Raw genomic sequence first — 19,444 nt, forward strand, 5'->3', positions numbered from 1 at the left:
GATTTGTGAGTATGTTGCAGCGACATTTACAAGCATCTTCTCAGCTTGTATGGAGCAAAACATACCACAAATCCTACACCCCCTAATAACTCAGTCTTTAAACTACTTCCATGGCAAGGATTCGTTTTTTAATTATTTAGCAGTATAACCTGCATCTAGAAGCATCTTAACACACGCTTCTCCTTTTCCGTCAGCAACAAGAACTATAGGCCCCGTACATCCCATACCACTTTCTGCATAAATTCCATTTTTCCATAAAACTTTAACCGCATCTTCTAAATCCATTATATCTACACCAGATATTTGATGAGTAACAACTTCTTTGGCCGGCATAGCTACTTCCTCATCATTATCTTTTTTAACTTCTTTCTTAGTTAAAGCAGCTATAATATCGTCATATTTAGCATTTTTAACATTTTTAAATTCATCTTTTGATACCTTAGTAACATCACCTTTAACAACATCATAAGCGTATTTTAACGCATTTGCAACAACTGGAGAACCAGATGCTCTAGATAATATTAATATCTTTCTATCATAGTCTTCACCTACACCAGGACCATATCCAAATCCTTGAGCTTCATAATCTCCACCAGTAGTAAATGAAGAGAATACTTTCATAAATATATTTCCACTTAAAGTATCAGTAACCATAACATCTGGAGCCCCACATAATAAGTCATTTCCTCTCATTACGCAACCACCATCTGCTCTAACTGATTCAGCAAAAGATATATCATATCCATTTGCTTGTAAATCTTTTAAAGCTTTTTCTACTTGTCTAGCACCGTCAACATTTAATATACCAACAGTAGGGTTTTTGATTCCTATAGACTTAGCTGTAGATATACCATAAACAGCATTTCTAACCATAGCTTCTATTCTGTTTGTAGCACTTGTTCCTGTAGTAGTAGCAAGTATCATTTCTTTTCCTCTACCTGGAGTTATAACTCTACCAACTGTAGAAACTCCGATAGGGAAGTTGTAATGCATAGTTACACAAGCATCTATGTAACCTGAATCTAATAATTCTTCCATTTTAGAATGCATTTCGCTTTCTTCATTAACTTCAACAACCTCAAGTTCAGTTTCAACTTTAGGTCCTATTAAAACTATATCAAATAAATTTGACTTAGCTAGGTGAGCACCTTTAACTAAATTTTCAGTTCCATGCTCACTACCTAATGTAGTCAAACCAATTCTAACTTTTTTACCAAATTCGCCGCTTTCAATAGCATTTGCTATATCTAAAAAAGTTTCGGCTATAATCTTTTTAGGCATAACCAGATCTCCCCTCAAAATGAATTTTTATAAAATTCTATACGTCTTCTATTCCTACTCTTCTATTAACATATCTTGAGCTAATTTTTTCATAGATTCAGCTATAATTTTCTTGATTTCTTCTTTAGAAACTGCAGCTGCTTCTTCCTCTACACCTTGATTTCTCTCAACTATGAAAGAAACTCCGTCGAATAAGTTAGTCATTCTTCCTAAGAATAAACTTCCCTTACCAACTACCATAGCTCTGTTTTTATCTCCAGAAGTTAAATCATCTATACCAAATCCTATATATGGAACTCCTGAAGGTATATGTCCTTGAGTTGGAGCCCAACCTGGTATACCTTTTTCGCTTACAAAGTTCTTTAATTCTTTCTTTTCTAAGTCTCCACGCTTAACAGCAAGAGCACCTATCATTTTATAGTTAGCTTCTGGAACATCCCCAGCTCCAGCAGGCTTAGTTATATCTGGGTTTTGCATTTCAACTGAGTAAACATCAACATCAGTTATTTTTAAGTTAGCTCTATCAAGTCCACTAGTTATTAATGCAGTCATAACCGCTTGTGGAGAAGATCCAGTTCCAACACTATGTTTTCCTGTTAAATCAGTTCTTATTATTGGGTTAACTCCATCGTTTTCAGAAACTAAAACAGCGAATCCTCCAACAACGTCTTCTAATACTGGAAGACCTTTTTTAACATGGTCTTTAGCATTCATTCCAAGTTTAGCACTAGCTCCACCTGCAACTACCATAACGTTTTTATATATTCCTGATTTAACAAGTGCAGCAGCATTTATTAAAGCATGAGTAGGTCCAGCACAGAAACCTCTTGTATCTGATCCTGAAGCATTTTGAAGTCCAGCCATTTCAGCTATAGCCTTAGCGAAGTTTCCTCCACCTCTTTGGTTCATATCTCCACAAGCTTCTTCTGAACATTCTATTACATAATCTATATCCAATGGATTAACATTTTCTTTTCTTATTAATTGTACTGCAGCAACAACTCCTGAAGCTTTTACAACTAAGTTTTCAAACATTGTATGTGCGTTTAAGTTAACGTCAACATCATGAGCTCTCTTAACATATCCAACTAATTGATCATTATGGTATAATCCTTCAGCATGGTGTGAATCTATTAATTCATTTGCATCATCTATATTATCACCTTTAAGCTTTCCAAAGAATGGAGCTAGCTCTGGGTAGTTCTTTTCAAAGTTAGGTCTTATATTATTAACGAAATCTTCTTTTAATTTAACTAAGTCAAAAGCATCGCATATTTGCATCATTGCTAAAAACTCATCTTGTGGCATTATTTCTCCACGCTTACCATCTCTTTTTCCTTCCATTTTGTATTCGCACCATGGAAGAGCTATTTCTCTTAATTCTTCTGGTCTGTTGTTTCCTATGTAAACTTGGTTTGGTATATAATTTACTACTTCTTCATAACTTCTTATATGATTAGTAACTTCTTTTAAAAATTCTGATTCTGGATGTGTTTCTCTCTCAACAGCACAAGTAGTACCATTTTTAACTATCATATCTGGTGTGTGAACTAAAATATAACTAGCACCTTTTAAAACTGGAAATGTCATAATATTTACCCCCAATGTATATATGTTATTATTTTTACTTGAATTCTATTATGATAAAAGACTGGATGACTTTATAAAAAATAGGTGGGAAAATAACCCACCTATTTAGTTTTAACTTTATTTAATTCAATATTAAGCGTTAGCCATTATATCCTTTAAAGTTATATCTTTTTCAAATACTGTTTGACCATCAACTTCAGTAGCTAATGCAACTAAGCATTTTTCAACTAATTTTCTTCTTAAAGCTTTTTCCTCAGCTGGATCTAACTTAGGGTTTCCAAGAGGATGAGGTATAGCTATAGCTGGAACTATTCTGTTAGCTCCAACAGTTAAAGATATAGGTACTACTGTACAGATATGAACAACTGGAAGACCAGCTCTTTCTATCTCTTTTACCATCGTTGCACCGCAACGAGTACAAGTACCTCAAGTAGATGTTAGTATTACAGCGTCAACTCCTGCAGCTATTAACTTTTGAGCGTATTCAGCAGCAAACTTCTTAGAACTTGCAACAGCAGTTCCGTTACCTGTAGTTGTATAGAAGAACTCATGTAAAGAACCTATAGCTCCTTCTCTTTCTAAGTCTCTTAAAACATCTACTGGTAAAACTCTATCTGAGTCTAAGTTACAATAAACTGGGTCGAATCCACCATGAGCAGTTTCGTAAGTTTCTTCAGTTAAATCGTCAACTCCTGCTATAGAATATTCACCGTATTTAGATGCAGAAGAAGATTCTATTCTATCTGGATTTCCTTTAGGAACTATACCACCAGAAGTAACTAGAGCTATTTTAGCTTTAGATAAATCTTTTATAGCTGGTTGTGGATCAACTCTATCAAAGTTTGGCATTGGATATTCAGTTACGAAATCCTCACCTTTTATTTTCTTTAATAACATATCTACAGCTCTCTTAGAACCTCTTTCTTTAGCGAAGTAGTTAACTCTTACTCCTCTTTCTATATAACCTTCTTCAGCTGGAGATCCTATTTCTTCTCCACTAGCTAATTTCTTAGCTAATGTAGCTATTTTTGGAAGAGCCTTTCTCATACCAGCAGCAGAGTCAGATGTTGATACTATATATAAATCTTTTTTGAACATATCTGCTCCTGGATTTTCAATGTACATTCCTGTTAAAGCTGGTATATTTAATTCGTCTTTTACGAATTTAGTTATTGTTCCTGCAGCAACCCCGTATCTTCCTGCATTGAACGCTGGTCCAGCTATGAATAATTGTGGTTCGAAGCTCTTAACCATTCCTAATACTTCTTGGCTAGCAGACTCCATGTTTTCTCCGAAATAGCTATCTCCACAAACTACAGTTCCAACTATTTCTATTTCATCCCCTAATAACTTGTTTAATTGTAAACTTATTGGAGGTAATTTTTCAGCTATATGTGGTTTCGTATCAGCTTTTTCTTCCCCTCCAATTCCTGCGAAGAATTGGTTTACGTAGTGAACTACTTTTATCTTTTCCATCTTTATCTCAACCCCTTTTGATTTAATTAGGCATTATATTTGCAGAATTGACCTCTTATATCGCTCATTTCTTCAACTATTTCATCAACTTCAAGAACCATTTCCATCATACTTATTTGATCTTCGTAAACTGACTCATCAAATAATTCTTTCACTTCTGGTTCAACAACATGATAAACAGCTAATCCTAACTCAACACCAGCAAGTGGTCCAGCGAAAGTTGGATCTCCAGCAGTTACTGTTTCAGCTGCAAGACCTGCAGCTTCGGCTTCAGCAGCACCTAGTAAAACCACAACATTTTCAGCACCGAATTTTTCAGTAGCATCTTTAACTCTGTTTTGGTTTTCTAAGTCCATAGCCCCAGCAGCAGTTCAGACAAAACATTCTGTTGAAGCAAAAACTATTTCAGTATTTTCTACAGTGTTTACACACTCTTCTATCGCAGGTCCCGGAATTCCGTCACGGTCACCTATGATTATGATCTTTTTATTACTTAATAAGCTCATAATATATCTCCTTTTCCCATTTATTTTAATATTGTCATTTTAATACCTTTTTAAATTCACACTCTTTAAAAATCTATTTTTGTTTAAATATATTCTTCTCAGCTATATTATGAAACACTTGTATTTACGAATGTAGTGTAGTGATATTTATATATTGTTGACGAAACACTTAAAGTCCGAAGGACTTTGTGTAAAGGAAACAATATTAAATGTCACGAAGCGACCTAATCGTATTACAGTTTCTAATACCCCTTAGCTGTTAAGAATCCGAATCCTGTTTCATTAGTAGCTCCAGTTATTACTTGTATCTCAGCTTCTATAGATCCATCTTCTCTTAAAGATCCAGCAGCTCCACCAGCTATAACATCAGCAACTTCAACGTGTCCTATAACTCTATCCATCTTAGGTAATACAACAACTTGGTTAGCATTTCCACCAGTTACAACAGCGTTAGCTTTAACATCAGCATCAGCTAATGATTGAGATGCTCCATCTCTACCAGCATATTCATCTGTAACTATAACAGTTTTAACACCTTGACCTTCTATTTTCTTGCAGTTCATTATAAGGTCTGTATCTGGGTTACCAAATCCTTCTTGAGATACTATTACAGCATCTAAGCCTAATTGTTTACATAATTTAGCAGTCCAGTTAGAAGATCTTTCTTTATCCGCTAAGTATACGTTTTCATTAGTTATAATAACTCCTACAAAGTTTATTTCTTTTCCGTGTTGTAGATATAAATCTTCAACTACTGAGTTATTCATGTGTACATAACTTGGGTTTTTATCACAAGCAGAAACACAGTTACCACTTACTATAGCTCCGTCCATTAATTCAGTTGGGTATAATAATGTTGGTACTATTTGCTTAGCGTCAACTCCGTAAACATATGTGTCATGTAATAATCCTTGAGTTTGAAGCATGTATACATATCCTACTTTAGGAAGTTCTGGATACTCTGCTACTGACTCTAATAATGGCTTAGTTTCGTACTCTACAACTTCATCTGGAGTTAAGTTTCTAGCAACTTCTCCTAAGTATGTAGCAGCTTTGAATCCTATCATTCTAACAGCTCTTTCGTGATCGTATTGCTTTAAACCATCTATTGGTTCAGCTATAACAACAACGTTGTTTAACTTAGAGAATGGTGTATATTCAGCTCCAGGACCAGTCATATCTATTATACCTTCTTGGAAACCAACTATTTTACCAGTTGTTACAACTCCAACATTTTTAAGTGCATGAGTTCTACCTTCTCCAACAGTGTCAACTTTTGATATAACTCCTGGGAATATTCCTCCATTACCATCAACTTTTACTCTCGGTTCTATAACGTCTTTAACTGGTATTATTCTAACGCTTTCCCCTGGACGAACTATATCTAAATCTATTGATTTTATATGTTCATCTCCACCAATTTCTTTTAACATCTCTTCTTTGTTGATGTATAATACTGAATCTTTAACTTCTGTTACTGCTCCAAATTGTACATCTTTTATAAAGATTTTCCCTAACTCAAGACGCATATTGGCACCCCCTAATTTTTTGAACTTAATTTATTTTAACGGGGAATTGAATCCCCATTAATTACTTATAAGTGCTTCTTTATCATAGCTTCTATATTAGAAACTGTAGCATCATCTTTCGTTACTTCATCTATTTTAGCTCCATCTTTGTATATAGCTATAGTTGGAAGACCTAAAACCTTCTCTTTTATAGCAACTCTTCTAGCTTTAGTTATATCGAATTTACAGAACTTTATGTTTTCCCCATATGCTTCTGCAAATTTTTCTATATCTGGAAGTAATGCTTTACAAGGCTCACAACCTTGACTCCAGAAATCAACTAATACTAGCCCTTCTGCTTCTAATACTTCTGGATCGAATGTATTTTTTTCTAATGCTATCATTTCAGTATCCCCCTTATTGGAATTTATATATTTTAATATATTTTTAATATATTAATAGCTATTTTAATTTAAGTACCGTTCACTAAGTAATGTTTAATTTGATAAACATCATCCCCCGATAACCTTGTTAAAAGTACTTTTTTATTAGCAATTAGTAACTTCTTCTTCGAAGTTTGCTTCTACATATCTTTCAGCTGTTACTGCAGCTATAGCTCCATCAGCTGTTGCTGTAACAACTTGTCTTAATGATTTAACTCTACAATCTCCTGCAGCAAATACACCTGGTATATTTGTTAACATATTGTCATCTGTTTTGATGTATCCATAGTCATCCATATCTACTTTACCTTTGAATAACTCTGTTTGAGAATCAAATCCTACGAATATGAATATTCCCATAGTTCCATCTTCTTCATCAGCGAAGTATTCATTAGTTTCACCTGTTTGAGTATTTCTAAATACTACTGATTCAACTAATCCATCACCTTTTATTTCATCTATAACTGTATCTAATAAGAATTCTATTCTTTCATTAGCTCTTGCTTTATCTTCTATAGATCTAGCACATCTTAAACCTTGTCTTCTATGAACTATAGTAACTTTTCTAGCAAACTTAGTTAAGTATAATGCTTCTTCTATAGCACTATCTCCTCCTCCAACTACAAATACTTCGAAATCTTCGAAGAAGTCAGCGTCACATGTAGCACAGTAAGAAACTCCTTTACCTGTTAATTCTTTTTCTCCTGGGCATCCTAATTTTTTAGGAGTAGCTCCAGTAGCTATTATAACAGTTTTAGCTCTGTACTCACCTTTTTCACCTTTTAATACTTTTATGTTTCCTTCTAATTCAGTGTCTACTATAGAGTCTCTAACTATTTCAGCACCGAATTCTTTACATTGCTCTACCATTCTAGCTATTAAGCTTGGTCCAGTAGCATTTTCAACTGATCCTGGATAGTTAGCAACTTCATGAGTTATAACTATTTGTCCACCAGTTTTTCCTTTTTCAAGTATTAAAGTCTTCATTTTAGCTCTTGCGCCGTAAAGACCAGCTGCAAGACCTGCAGGTCCACAACCTATTATGACTATGTCATATAAATTTTCCATTATCTCGACCCCCTATTTTTATTAATATATATACACCAAAGTTTATACATATTGCATTCTTTGGATTGTATTTCTCATTATATCAAAATCAATTACTCTGAAATCGTCTAAAACTTTTTCAGTCCACATAGGAGTTAACTTGTTGTTTTTAAATTTTTCTGCTGTTTCTATGGCTTCTTCTATTAAGTTTAATGAATTTGTGTCTAGAGATTTCCCCTTTTTAATTATGACTGTACGATATGGTGTCTCATTGGGTTTTACGCTCCCATATAGCGGATGTGATAATAATTCATACCCCTTATGAACTAAATCCCTACATTCCTTTAATGTTCCTATATAGTCAGTGTCTAACATTATAACTTCTTTGTCAGTAACGTTTTCCTGAATCATAGGATTGTTAGTGATTATTAACATTTGTCTACACTCACTTTCAAAATTTCTTTTGTTAAACTAAAAAACAGGAAACTAAGTCCCCACTTAGTTCCCTGTCAAAATGTCTTTCAGAGATCCGTCCAGTTAAAGTCCTTTCACCTGAGAATTTCATTTAAATCCTTTTGGGATGAATTTAAATTTGTCCCTTCGGTCATCTCTAATTTCCCCAAATTAGAGACCGTCTCCTTTAACCTTCAAACGGTTTAATTTTTAGTTTTGTCTTTGCCCCTTAGGTGCTTTTCTTAATTACATTATATCTAGCTTGGTAAATATATACAATACTTTTTCAAATATTTTTTTATGTTTTTTTGTTGATATTGTCCATTTTTTGTCAACCCGTTGGTATAGCTATAATCTTTTTATTAACTTCTTTCCATAGATTTTATCTATTAAGTTAATTTTCTAACTTTCAATTTATATTTATTCTAATTTCTTTTAAGTATTCCTTTTTTATGCCTTTATTTTTTAATTTTTTTTAACCATATCATATGTTAAACAAACAGGTTTTTTTGTTCGTGGATCTTCAACAATTTCTGCATCAATATTAAAAATTTCTTTTAGATTTTCTTTTGTCATAACATCATGAGCTTCACCTTCACATACAATTTTACCTTTTTTAATTCCTATCATATGATCTGCAAATCTAGATGCATTGTTTAACTCATGGATAACCATTACAATAGTTCGTTTTTCATTTTTATTTAATTCATCTAATAACTGTAAAATTTCTAATTGATGAGCTAAATCTAAATATGTTGTAGGTTCATCTAGTAATAATATATCTGTTTCTTGTGCAAGAGCCATTGCTATCCATGCCCTTTGTCTTTGTCCACCAGATAAATCATCAATATTTCTATCTCTAAATTCAGATATTTTTGTAACTTCCATAGCCCAACTTACAATATCCTTATCTTCTTTATTCATCTTTCCAAATCCCTTTTGATGAGGAAATCTACCATAAGATATTAATTCCTCTACAGTAAGTCCGCTTGGAGCTTGTGGATTTTGTGGAAGTACTGCCATTTCTTTTGCGATATCTATTGGATTTTCCTCATGAAGATTTTTACCATTTATATAAATACTTCCGCTCTTTGGATTTATTATTCTTCCTATAGTTTTTAAAATAGTAGATTTCCCACATCCGTTAGCCCCTATTATTGTAGTTATTTTTCCTTTTGGTATATTTAAATTTAAGTTTTTTACAATATCTATATTTCCATAAGATATGTTTAAGTCCTTAGTTATTATTGAATTCATAATTTTTACCTCTTTCTAATCTGCTAACATTAAATATATAAAGTAAGGTACACCTATTATAGATATAACTATTCCTACTGGTATTTCTATTGGTGCTAGTAAATTTCTAGATACAGTATCAGCTGCTAATATAAGTAATATTCCTATTAATGCTGATATAGGTACTAACCTTTTATGTTTAGGTCCAACAAGCTTTCTAGCAATGTGAGGTGAAACTAATCCTAAAAATGAAATACTTCCAGCTACTGATGTTGCAACTCCTGCTAATATAACTGCATAGGTTATTAGCTTTTTTCTTTCCTTTTCTACATTAACACCAAGCCCTGTAGATATTTCATCTCCTAAATTTAATGCATCTAGATATCTTGATTTATATATTACAAGAAACATAAATACTATTATAAAAGGTAGTATTGCTAGTACATACTTCCAGTTACTACCCCATATACTTCCTGATGTCCATGCCATTACTCTATTAAATTCTTGAGTAGTAAATTTCAATTGGAAAATCGTCATTATAGATGTAAATGCTATATTTATACCTATTCCTATTAAAAGTAATCTTTGAGAGCTAATGCCATTTTTAAATGCTAATACATATATTAAGAAGGCTCCGAATAATGCCCCCAGTAATGCAACTATAGGCATTGTAAATATAGTTAAGTTACTTACTCCATCATACACATTTCCATTCATTAAATATATATATACTACAACAAACAATGCAGCTCCCGAGTTTATACCTAATATTCCTGAATCTGCTAAATCATTTTTAGTAACTCCCTGAAGTATAGCCCCTGCTGTTGCTAATGCACTTCCTACTAATATTGCAATAACTATTCTAGGTAGTCTTAATTTAAAAATTGCTATTTCATAATTTTTCTGTCCTTGTCCTATAAATGTTTTTAATACATCTATAGGTAGAATTTTAAACGATCCCATATTTAAACTTATCAACACAGTAATAAATATAAGTGCTAATAAAATCGATGCTATTAATATAATTTTAGACTTTTTATTATTAGTTTTCATTTTATCTAGTTTCCTTTCTTACAAGATATATAAAGACCGGTACTCCAATAAGTGCAGTTATTGAACCTACTGGTGTTTCATACGGTGGATTTATCATTCTTGATAAGATATCACTGTAAACTAATAACAAAGACCCTAAAACTAAAGAACTAGGTATTATATATTTATAATCTGCTCCAACTATTCCTTTTGCAATTTGAGGTACTACCAGACCTACAAATACAATATTTCCAGCAACAGACACACTTGCTCCTGTCATTAAAACTACTACTACTAACGATATAAATCTTACTAAATTAGTTTTTTGTCCAAGTCCTATAGCAACTTCTTCACCTAAGCTTAATATTGTAATTCTCGGAGCCATTATCATAGCTACTATAAAACCTATACCTCCGATAATTAATAAAAGCTTTACGCCTTCCCATTTAGCACTTACTAGTCCTCCAGAAATCCAAAAGCTTAGTTGCTGAGATAAATTAAAGTACATAGCAAACGCCATAGCTAGTGACACTAATAATGTACCTAATGCTGTTCCTGCTAATGCTAATTTTACTGGATCAACTTTTTTTCTCGTTCTAGAACTTATAAAGTAAACTAGCAATCCACTTATACTTGCTCCTAAAAAAGAAAATATCATAAGCCCAAAACTTCCTGGTGCAAACCCTGGTACTACCTTTTGTAAAACTAAAGCTATAGCTATAGTAAATGTAGCTCCTTGTGTTATACCCATTACAGATGGATCTGCTATAGGGTTTCTCGTAATACCTTGCATTATAGCCCCCGATACAGCTAAGAAACCTCCAACTAATGCTGCCGCTATAGCTCTTGGCATTCTAACATCTCTAATTATTTTTGTATCTACATCACTTGAATTGGATATAAAACTATTTATCATGGTATTTAAGCTTATATCCTTAGGTCCCATTGATACCGATATAAAAATACCAATAAAAAGAATTGCTATTCCAATTATAATTAATAAATAAGCCGAACTCTTTTTACTTAATTTCATGTCTAAACATACCTTTCTATATTTCTATGATTAAAAACAGGTGTGAAAATGAAATCCATTATACACACCTGCTATACTAAATTACTTTATTAATTCATTTTTAACTGATTCTAATAATAACTCTCTACCTATAGGGTTATATGATTGAGTAAAGTATGGTGAAGCATCTAAGATTGTTACATTTCCATCTTTTACCGCTCTAATTTGTGACCATACTGAACTATTTTCTAAATCTTTTTTATCAGAATCCGTAGCTATAACAATAATGTGATCTGCATCTATTTCAGTTAAACCTTCCATACTAACTGTTGGTAATGTTATACCATCTTGCTTTGGCATATTTTTAGGTCTAGCTAGTTTCATGTCATCATTTACAATAGTTCCTATACCCGCATCACTAAATACCATAAATTGACCTTGAGTTGCTAAAACTGTTAAGTACGTTTGATCTCCATTTTTAGCTATAACTTCTTTTCCAAGTTCTTCAGCTTTTTTATCATAATTGCTTAACCACTCTTTAGCTTTATCTTCTTGGTTAAATAACTTTGAAACATCTACTAATTTACTTCTCCAATCATTTGCATAGTCTTTTATCATAACTACTGGAGCAATTTCTTTTAATTGATCATATATTTTTTCTTGTCTTTGACTCATTATTATTAAGTCTGGATTTGTTCCTAAAATTGCTTCAACATCCATAGTATCCATCATTGAATGTCCTACAACTTTAGTATCTTTTAATTTATCTTCTATGTATGAAGGTACTTTAGTAGTTTCATAAGAGTCTACATTAGCTGTAGCAACTGGTGTGTGTCCTAAAATTAAAAGTTCTTCACTGCTTCCTGAAATATCTACTATTCGTTTTGGATCTGCTGGTATTTCAACATCTCCTTTTACTGATTGAACCGTTCTTTTTTCATTACTTTCTTTATTTGATGAATTACCGCCTGCACACCCAGTAACTAACCCTAACGTGGCTACTACTGCTGCAAGCAATACTAATGACTTTCGTTTTTTCATGAATAAACCTCCCAATTATTTTTAATTACTATTTGAAATTAATTATCACTTTTATTTGTTCCCATTATAGCAACATTGAGAATAATAGTCAATTACTTTTATAATTTTCCATTATTTTCTTAAAATGTTTTTTATGGTTTTAAAATAGCAAAGGGTGGTAGTTGTTATTTTCGTAATACTTCAAGTCTGAAAGACTTGGTATGGAGAAAATAATAACTACCACCCTAGCTGCATAACCTACATATTCTTATCATTTATAGATTGTAAATATTCATCAATACTTTCAATAACACTACTTACACAACCTTTTTCAAAAGGAGATATTAAATTAGCATACTTAACAATATCTAAGAAAGACTTAGTTCCACCTATTCTACAAATATTTAGATAATCTTGCCATCCTTTAACTCTATCAACTTGCATCTTCTTCCAGAATTGAAGTGCACAAATTTGAGCTAATGTATAATCTATATAATAAAATGGATTTTTAAATATGTGGCCTTGCTTAAACCACCATCCACCTCTTTCTAAGAAGTCATTGCCTTCATAATCCTTATGTGGTTGATATTTCTTTTCTAAATCTCTCCAAACTAATTTTCTTTCATCTTTTGTCATGTTTGGATTTTCATATATTATATGTTGGAACTCATCTACTAAAACTCCATAAGGTATAAATTTAATAGCACTACCTAAATGAACAAATTTATATTTATCAGTATCTTCTTTAAAGAAAAGTTCCATCCAAGGCCAAGTTATAAATTCCATACTCATAGAATGTATTTCACAACTTTCGTATGTTGGGAAGTTTATATCTGGAATTTCAATCCATCTTGACATATAAACTTGGAATGCATGTCCAGCTTCATGAGTTAAAACATCTATATCATCTGCTGTTGAATTAAAGTTTGAGAATATAAAAGGAGCCTTATATTCTGGTATATATGTACAATATCCTCCAGCACCTTTTCCTTTTTTAGTTTCTAAGTCCATTAATTCATGATCCATCATATATTTAAAGAACTCATCAGTTTCCTTAGAAAGCTCTGAGTACATTAAAATACCATTTTTCATTATAAAATCAGAGTCTCCTTTAGGTTTTGCATTTCCACTATTAAACTCAAAGTTTTCATCAAAGTATCTAAATTGTTGAAGTCCTAATCTTTCCTTTTGTCTTTTATATAATTTATTTGCAACAGGTACTATATACTCACTAACTTGTTTTCTAAAGTTTTCAACCATTTCTGCATTATAATCAGTTCTTAACATTCTTATGTAGCCAAGTTCTACGAAATTTTCAAAACCTAGTTTTTTAGCCATTTTATCTCTTACTTTTACTAGTTTATCGAATAAATCATCAAATTTTTTCTCATTTGCTTCAAAGAATCCATAATATGCTTGTGATGATTTTTCCCTTTCATCTCTAAATGGAGATGTCATATAAGGCCCTAGTCCTGAAAGGTTTCTTTCTTCTCCATCAAAAGGTATTTTTGCAGATGCTAAAAGTTTAGTATATTCTGATGCTAATTTGTTCTCTTCTTGTAACTCAGCTATTATTTCTTTAGAAAATGCCTGTAGAGAATAGTCTGCTATAGACATAAATTGCTTTCCTAACTCTTGTGTAAGTTTATCTTTAAATTTTGAATTCACTAGAGCTTTATAAAATAATGAATTTAGCTCTTCATAATGAGGCCCATTTTCATCCCAATACTCTTTTTCTTTTGCATAAAATTCATCTTCAGTATTTATACTGTATCTTATAGAAACTAGCGTTGCCATGCTATCTATATGATTTCTTAGTTTATTAATATCATCTATATGTTTTCTAAGCTCATCATAATTTGTACTAGTTTCCATGTTTTTTACTAGATTTTTAAATTCATCTTTTATTTTTTCATAATTAGGTCTTTTGTATTTAAAATCCTTAAATTTCATTTTATCACCTCGTTATATATTATTTGTAGTTTTAGCTTATGTTAAAAGCTATAATTTATGTAAATTTTTACTAATTTATATCTTTAAACTTACTTTACTATACGTATAATTTAAAGTCAATTAACCCTCTATTCATTTAGTTTTTGTATTTTACTGCATCCTAAACTATTGATAAAATTTTGACTATAATATAAACTGTACTTAACAAATTAAATTGATTTATTGGGAGGAATTTATGTATAAACTAATCGCATTAGACATAGACGGTACATTACTAAATAGTGAAAAAAAAGTTACACAAGAGGTTTTTGATGCAATACAAAATGCAAAAGAAAAAGGTGTTAAAGTTGTATTATCAACTGGCAGACCACTTCCAGGGGTTCAAACTTTATTAAAAGAATTAAAACTTAATGATGAAGAAAATTATGTTGTTACATTTAATGGTGGACTTGTTCAAGAAATTACTTCTCAAGATGTTATTTCTAATATAGAAATGAGTCATGAAGATTTCGATTATATATATAATGAATTAGCTAAAAAACATGATATAAAAATTCATATAAACACTCCAGATTCTTTAGTTGTTCCTTATACAGAAGTTCCTAAATACAGTGTTCATGAATCTACACTTAATAACATTCCTGTTATTTGTATGGATGAAAAGGAAATTAATTCAGATTTAACATTCTGTAAAGTTATGCTAGTTGATGAACCTGAAGTTATAGAAGATATCATAACTAAAATTCCACAAGAGTTCCATGATAAATACACTATAGTTCGTTCAGCTCCATTTTTCTTAGAATTTTTAAATAAAAAGGTTAACAAAGGTTCAGGATTACAAGCTCTATGTGATAAGTTAGGCATAGATCCGTCTGAAGTTATAGCTGTTGGAGATGAAGAAAATGACAGACATATGATTGAGTTTGCAGGACTTGGAGTTGCTATGGGTAATGCTAGAGATAGTATAAAAGAAATAGCTAATCATGTTACTGAAACTAATAATAACCACGGTGTTGCTAAGGTTATATCTGACTTTATATTATAGATTTTAAATTTATTTTAATATTGGTGAACTATATTAATGCTTAATTCAGCAGTAATTTAGTTCACCTTTTCATTATAGTTAATATCCATTTAAATTGTATTTATATCTAATCCAACACTTTCATCTAGACCTATAATTGGTATTTCTAAATTATTTTCCTTTAATGATTTTTCTAGTTCTTCAATAAATATTCCTTTTCCATCTATCATTTTTATATCACTTAATTTTTCAGATAAATTATTACATCCACTTAACTCTCCAAACCAATTATTAGAACTACAAGTTTTATTATATCCACAACTAGGACTTCCATCTATAGCTATTATAGCTTTAATTTTATAATTACTTGTAATATAGTTTTCAAATTGTTTTATGTATGGATCTAGCATAATCTTACATTGATTTCTATAAAATAAATTATCAAATTGTTCTTTTACATGTCCCCACCTTTTAATTCCATACATAACCATCTCAGGACAAGGTAATTGAATTATTCCATACCCACTACTTAAAATTTGTAAAGAAACATTATGTGACCCTTTATCATTAGATAGCCCTTCCACTTTAGAGTTACAATTTAATATACAGTGGCAAACAGCTACTATTTCCCTTTTTCTTTCCATATATATCTCCTTAATTTTATTAATATTTTCATAGTATCACAGTAAATAATTGGTGTGTTATAGATTTTTACTATTTTAGACAATTTACTTATAAATATTTCCGATTTCAAAAATTGATAGTTTTGTATTATTATTAATTATGTACTAATAATTTAATTGCGGAGGAAATCGTAATCATGAATACAAAAAAAATAACATTTAGCGCAATGTGTATATTAGTAAATATAGTTTTCGGTATGTTTGTCGGTATGTTAAACATTCCATTACTATTTTTAGATACCGTTGGAACAGTACTTGGGGCTGTTGTCCTTGGCCCTTTATGGGGAGCACTTATAGGGGGAGGAACAAATTTAGTCCTTGGTGTAATATCCGACCCTACAAATATACCATTTGCTTTAGTTAATATATCACTAGGTGTTATAGTTGGATTTATAGCTAGAAAAAAATCATTTGGTTACAAAGAGGCTATACTTACAGGATTATTATTAGCTGTAGTTTGCCCTTTAATAGGAACACCTATTTCAATACTATTATTTGGAGGTTTAAGTGGAAGTGGAGCAGACTTATTGGTTGGATTTTTAGTTCAATCTGGACAAGAAATTTTTACAGCTGCTTTTATCCCAAGAATTATTAGTAATATAGTAGATAAACCTTTATCTTGTATTTTAGTGGTTTATTTCTTAAGTAAAATGCCAAAAAACTTTATATCTCAGTTTTCTAAACAGACTTATAAAGTTTCATAATATAATAACCTTTTTAAAGCACTCTGTAAAAAAGGGTGTCGCATTAATATTTGCGACACCCTTTTTTCATGTAATCTTCTATCTATTTATATAACTCAAATAATTTATCTTCTTTAATTAAAAATATATGTTCATCGATATCTTTAGTTTCTCCAATTGCAGAAATATATTTAGGTTGATCAATTATAAAATTGCTTTCTGAAGTTTCATTTTTTATAAAATTATCTACAGTTAAAATTTCATCTACTGCAAGACCTATAAATCTATTATTTTGCATAATTACAATTACCATATCATGATAATGATCTTTAAAAATGTCTTTTGTTTTATCTAATAATTCAAGTACTTTCTCCATATATTGTTTTTCTGCTTTATTAAGCAAATCTAGTAATTTTTTTTCCCTAATCTCTTCATTTTTTTCTTTTTTACATTTCTCAACTTCTATGGCTATCTCATGTAGTAAAGTATGTGGTGAATCTATCTTTTTCATATGAAAATTTATACTTTGTATATCAGTTGAAAAATTATCATACCATTTACCAAATGCACATTGATGTGGATCTGTAGTTAAAGTAAATTCTCTATTTTCATTCACTGAATTTTTCAATTCATTTACCCACTTAATATGATCATTTTTTCTAATATCTATCATAGCTTTAAAATCTTCATATTCTTCTTCAGATGATTTACATCCAAATAAACTTCTCATACTCATAACTGGTACTATTTGGTTTCTTAATTGCATAACCCCTAATTCAAATTTTTCACTTTTTTGTATTGGAGTTATATTATCAGGAAACTCAGTTAATGCAATTGTAACACTACTATCAATTGCATATAAATTATCAGCTACCCTAAATATAACGTGAGGTAATCTTTCTTCACTTATCATCGTTAAATTCCCTTCCTTAAAATGATATAAACCCTATAAATTCTAATAATTTATTATTAAAATTATAATTACAAATCATTAGCTTTCTAATTATACCAAATCTTACCAATAATATTCTAGTCCTTTTGAGAATCTTTCTCACTTTTACATTTAATTTCTACTACGCAAAGTGGGAGTGTATATAAGTTTCGAAACATTTCAGGCTTTTTTCCAGCCTGTTGTAAGAAACTTATATACACTCCCACTAAGTAACCTATACAGCTTTACTATGTCTTTTAAATATAAAGTTAAAGAATCCTCTAATACCTTTAAACACTATAACTATTACAAACAGTATTAAGATACCTGTAAGAGCTCCTGATGAGTCTATAAGAACATCTTTCATACTACCTACTCTTCCAGCTACCGCTAACTGTCTCATCTCATCATAATAAGCATATGATATACTTGCTATCATGGCTACAATACTAGCTATGTATATTCTTCTACTAAGCGCATATATAAGTAAGCTTATAGAAAATCCTATACCTGCATATATACTAAAATGAGCCATTTTTCTAACTATATACCCCTTATCTCCATACTGCTTAAGCTTGTCAAAAACTTTTTCTTTTACACTTATTATATTATGATCTTTTAAAGTTACTTCTGATCTAATTTTATCAATTACACTAACAGCTGTATCAGATTGTTGTTTTGATACATCTCCTTCTTGACTAGAAAAATAATACATACCTCCCATAGTCATTACTACTAGTAGTAAGCATACTATTTTTTTCATACCTCCATCACCTGTCTTTCACAATATAGGCACAAGTTTAATATATACCTAAAAGTTTAATTTAGTGATAAATCACTTTTATATAAGTACTTATTATACTACAAATCTAAAAATAGTAAATGAATTTTATTTGAAGAATCAAAAGAAGCTACCTGTTTAAGGTAACTTCTTTTTTAGCCTACATAAAATATGTCATATGAAGCATCCATAGCTTCATTTATATCTAAGCAGTATATATCTTCATCATTTTCAAATCCATTTTCTTTTACCCATTCATCAAACTCATTCTTCGTCCAGAAGAAATTCATTATGTTTCAACAGTTTGCTGCCCAATTTTCGTGCTTATCCAAATTTAAATGAAGTACTCTTAAATCAGGATTATTTAAACTTGTTACCTTACCGTCCTTTATCGATATATTGATTTCATTTCCAGTTACATAACATCTAGATTTTATATCTATATCTTGATTAAAAGTGCATCTCCATCCCATTGCATCTATTGCACACATTGCATTAAATTCTCTTTTATCTTCTAATGTAACTCTATGCATAGTTGGGTGTGCTGATACTGGATATATAAAATTTATGTATCCATCATCATCTACAACCATTATGTTTTTATCTATAAATAATTTTAGAGTTTCTTTTACATATTCTTTTTTTAAGTTTAGTTTATCTTCTAAAAAAACTATACTTTCATCTATGCTTACAGGTCTTTCTTTTTCGATTATCATATCCATGATTGATACTCTAATATTTTTTTGTATTTGATTTAAATTCCTATATTTGTTGTTTTCCATTTT

At 30.9% G+C, this 19,444-nt stretch carries 19 protein-coding genes and 1 riboswitch; of the genes, 2 read left to right on the forward strand and 17 right to left on the reverse strand.

Annotated features, from left to right (window positions below; translation table 11 throughout):
- Positions 1 to 132: 132 nt before the first annotated feature.
- The 13 genes from grdD to RWY47_RS17350 all read right to left on the reverse strand — a co-directional run bounded on the left by grdD (position 133) and on the right by RWY47_RS17350 (position 14,557).
- Positions 133 to 1,281, reverse strand: coding sequence for a glycine/sarcosine/betaine reductase complex component C subunit alpha (grdD, locus tag RWY47_RS17290; RefSeq protein WP_035115250.1), 1,149 nt, complete (start codon positions 1,279 to 1,281; stop codon positions 133 to 135).
- 54 nt (positions 1,282 to 1,335) lie between these two features.
- On the reverse strand, positions 1,336 to 2,871 hold the full coding sequence (gene grdC / locus RWY47_RS17295) for a glycine/sarcosine/betaine reductase complex component C subunit beta (protein ID WP_021433739.1): 1,536 nt from the start codon (positions 2,869 to 2,871) through the stop codon (positions 1,336 to 1,338).
- Between the two features lie 132 nt (positions 2,872 to 3,003).
- A complete protein-coding gene (grdB, locus tag RWY47_RS17300) occupies positions 3,004 to 4,347 on the reverse strand; it encodes a glycine reductase complex selenoprotein B (protein ID WP_168930440.1) in 1,344 nt (447 codons plus the stop codon).
- Between the two features lie 26 nt (positions 4,348 to 4,373).
- Positions 4,374 to 4,853: a glycine/sarcosine/betaine reductase complex selenoprotein A gene (gene grdA / locus RWY47_RS17305; RefSeq protein ID WP_077175940.1), complete on the reverse strand. Its 480-nt coding sequence runs from the start codon at positions 4,851 to 4,853 to the stop codon at positions 4,374 to 4,376.
- 242 nt (positions 4,854 to 5,095) lie between these two features.
- A complete protein-coding gene (locus RWY47_RS17310; protein WP_021433741.1) occupies positions 5,096 to 6,382 on the reverse strand; it encodes a glycine/sarcosine/betaine reductase component B subunit in 1,287 nt (428 codons plus the stop codon).
- A gap of 65 nt (positions 6,383 to 6,447) precedes the next feature.
- A complete protein-coding gene (gene trxA, locus RWY47_RS17315; RefSeq protein ID WP_021429589.1) occupies positions 6,448 to 6,765 on the reverse strand; it encodes a thioredoxin TrxA in 318 nt (105 codons plus the stop codon).
- Positions 6,766 to 6,909: 144 nt separating this feature from the next.
- Entirely contained in the window at positions 6,910 to 7,872 is a 963-nt protein-coding gene (gene trxB, locus RWY47_RS17320; RefSeq protein ID WP_021433742.1) for a thioredoxin-disulfide reductase, read from the reverse strand.
- A 42-nt stretch (positions 7,873 to 7,914) separates the two neighbouring features.
- Positions 7,915 to 8,286, reverse strand: coding sequence for a GrdX family protein (locus tag RWY47_RS17325; protein WP_021429544.1), 372 nt, complete (start codon positions 8,284 to 8,286; stop codon positions 7,915 to 7,917).
- A 95-nt stretch (positions 8,287 to 8,381) separates the two neighbouring features.
- A riboswitch (glycine riboswitch) is annotated at positions 8,382 to 8,502 on the reverse strand.
- A 267-nt stretch (positions 8,503 to 8,769) separates the two neighbouring features.
- The gene (locus RWY47_RS17330; RefSeq protein WP_150843233.1) at positions 8,770 to 9,561 is read right to left on the reverse strand and encodes an ABC transporter ATP-binding protein; all 792 of its coding nucleotides are present in this window, start codon (positions 9,559 to 9,561) and stop codon (positions 8,770 to 8,772) included.
- 15 nt (positions 9,562 to 9,576) lie between these two features.
- Positions 9,577 to 10,593 (reverse strand): FecCD family ABC transporter permease, encoded by a 1,017-nt coding sequence (locus tag RWY47_RS17335; RefSeq protein ID WP_224170671.1) that lies wholly within the window; start codon positions 10,591 to 10,593, stop codon positions 9,577 to 9,579.
- A 1-nt stretch (position 10,594) separates the two neighbouring features.
- Positions 10,595 to 11,605: a FecCD family ABC transporter permease gene (locus RWY47_RS17340; protein WP_150843235.1), complete on the reverse strand. Its 1,011-nt coding sequence runs from the start codon at positions 11,603 to 11,605 to the stop codon at positions 10,595 to 10,597.
- Positions 11,606 to 11,686: 81 nt separating this feature from the next.
- Complete coding sequence (locus tag RWY47_RS17345; protein WP_150843236.1) at positions 11,687 to 12,625, reverse strand: iron-hydroxamate ABC transporter substrate-binding protein; 939 nt, start codon at positions 12,623 to 12,625, stop codon at positions 11,687 to 11,689.
- Between the two features lie 237 nt (positions 12,626 to 12,862).
- The gene (locus RWY47_RS17350) at positions 12,863 to 14,557 is read right to left on the reverse strand and encodes a M3 family oligoendopeptidase (RefSeq protein ID WP_168930435.1); all 1,695 of its coding nucleotides are present in this window, start codon (positions 14,555 to 14,557) and stop codon (positions 12,863 to 12,865) included.
- A gap of 235 nt (positions 14,558 to 14,792) precedes the next feature.
- Between RWY47_RS17350 and yidA the strand changes: the two genes are divergently transcribed.
- Entirely contained in the window at positions 14,793 to 15,602 is an 810-nt protein-coding gene (gene yidA / locus RWY47_RS17355) for a sugar-phosphatase (protein ID WP_142729838.1), read from the forward strand.
- A gap of 89 nt (positions 15,603 to 15,691) precedes the next feature.
- On the opposite strand, the gene RWY47_RS17360 is transcribed toward yidA, so the two are convergent.
- Positions 15,692 to 16,225, reverse strand: coding sequence for a CD3072 family TudS-related putative desulfidase (locus tag RWY47_RS17360; RefSeq protein ID WP_150843238.1), 534 nt, complete (start codon positions 16,223 to 16,225; stop codon positions 15,692 to 15,694).
- 176 nt (positions 16,226 to 16,401) lie between these two features.
- Here RWY47_RS17360 and RWY47_RS17365 point away from each other — a divergent pair, with 176 nt between their 5' ends.
- Positions 16,402 to 16,968, forward strand: a complete 567-nt coding sequence (locus RWY47_RS17365; protein WP_150843239.1) for a CD3073 family putative ECF transporter S component — start codon at positions 16,402 to 16,404, stop codon at positions 16,966 to 16,968.
- Between the two features lie 82 nt (positions 16,969 to 17,050).
- On the opposite strand, the gene RWY47_RS17370 is transcribed toward RWY47_RS17365, so the two are convergent.
- From RWY47_RS17370 to saoL, 3 genes are all read right to left on the reverse strand, one after another.
- Positions 17,051 to 17,860: a chemotaxis protein CheW gene (locus RWY47_RS17370; RefSeq protein WP_168930433.1), complete on the reverse strand. Its 810-nt coding sequence runs from the start codon at positions 17,858 to 17,860 to the stop codon at positions 17,051 to 17,053.
- A gap of 253 nt (positions 17,861 to 18,113) precedes the next feature.
- Complete coding sequence (locus RWY47_RS17375) at positions 18,114 to 18,641, reverse strand: VanZ family protein (RefSeq protein ID WP_021433753.1); 528 nt, start codon at positions 18,639 to 18,641, stop codon at positions 18,114 to 18,116.
- 173 nt (positions 18,642 to 18,814) lie between these two features.
- The gene (saoL, locus tag RWY47_RS17380) at positions 18,815 to 19,441 is read right to left on the reverse strand and encodes a MerB-like organometallic lyase SaoL (protein WP_264319129.1); all 627 of its coding nucleotides are present in this window, start codon (positions 19,439 to 19,441) and stop codon (positions 18,815 to 18,817) included.
- Positions 19,442 to 19,444: the final 3 nt, after the last annotated feature.

It is taken from the genome of Paraclostridium sp. MRS3W1, assembly GCF_032465715.1.
Classification (GTDB): domain Bacteria; phylum Bacillota; class Clostridia; order Peptostreptococcales; family Peptostreptococcaceae; genus Paraclostridium; species Paraclostridium dentum.

Coding starts and splice junctions, on each gene's coding strand:
- grdD (WP_035115250.1), bottom strand. CDS start 1,281: ATGCCTAAAAAGATTATAGCCGAAACTTTTTTAGATATAGCAAATGCT.
- grdC (WP_021433739.1), bottom strand. CDS start 2,871: ATGACATTTCCAGTTTTAAAAGGTGCTAGTTATATTTTAGTTCACACA.
- RWY47_RS17310 (WP_021433741.1), bottom strand. CDS start 6,382: ATGCGTCTTGAGTTAGGGAAAATCTTTATAAAAGATGTACAATTTGGA.
- trxA (WP_021429589.1), bottom strand. CDS start 6,765: ATGATAGCATTAGAAAAAAATACATTCGATCCAGAAGTATTAGAAGCA.
- trxB (WP_021433742.1), bottom strand. CDS start 7,872: ATGGAAAATTTATATGACATAGTCATAATAGGTTGTGGACCTGCAGGT.
- RWY47_RS17325 (WP_021429544.1), bottom strand. CDS start 8,286: ATGTTAATAATCACTAACAATCCTATGATTCAGGAAAACGTTACTGAC.
- RWY47_RS17330 (WP_150843233.1), bottom strand. CDS start 9,561: ATGAATTCAATAATAACTAAGGACTTAAACATATCTTATGGAAATATA.
- RWY47_RS17335 (WP_224170671.1), bottom strand. CDS start 10,593: ATGAAAACTAATAATAAAAAGTCTAAAATTATATTAATAGCATCGATT.
- RWY47_RS17340 (WP_150843235.1), bottom strand. CDS start 11,605: ATGAAATTAAGTAAAAAGAGTTCGGCTTATTTATTAATTATAATTGGA.
- RWY47_RS17345 (WP_150843236.1), bottom strand. CDS start 12,625: ATGAAAAAACGAAAGTCATTAGTATTGCTTGCAGCAGTAGTAGCCACG.
- RWY47_RS17350 (WP_168930435.1), bottom strand. CDS start 14,557: ATGAAATTTAAGGATTTTAAATACAAAAGACCTAATTATGAAAAAATA.
- yidA (WP_142729838.1), top strand. CDS start 14,793: ATGTATAAACTAATCGCATTAGACATAGACGGTACATTACTAAATAGT.
- RWY47_RS17360 (WP_150843238.1), bottom strand. CDS start 16,225: ATGGAAAGAAAAAGGGAAATAGTAGCTGTTTGCCACTGTATATTAAAT.
- RWY47_RS17365 (WP_150843239.1), top strand. CDS start 16,402: ATGAATACAAAAAAAATAACATTTAGCGCAATGTGTATATTAGTAAAT.
- RWY47_RS17370 (WP_168930433.1), bottom strand. CDS start 17,860: ATGATAAGTGAAGAAAGATTACCTCACGTTATATTTAGGGTAGCTGAT.
- RWY47_RS17375 (WP_021433753.1), bottom strand. CDS start 18,641: ATGAAAAAAATAGTATGCTTACTACTAGTAGTAATGACTATGGGAGGT.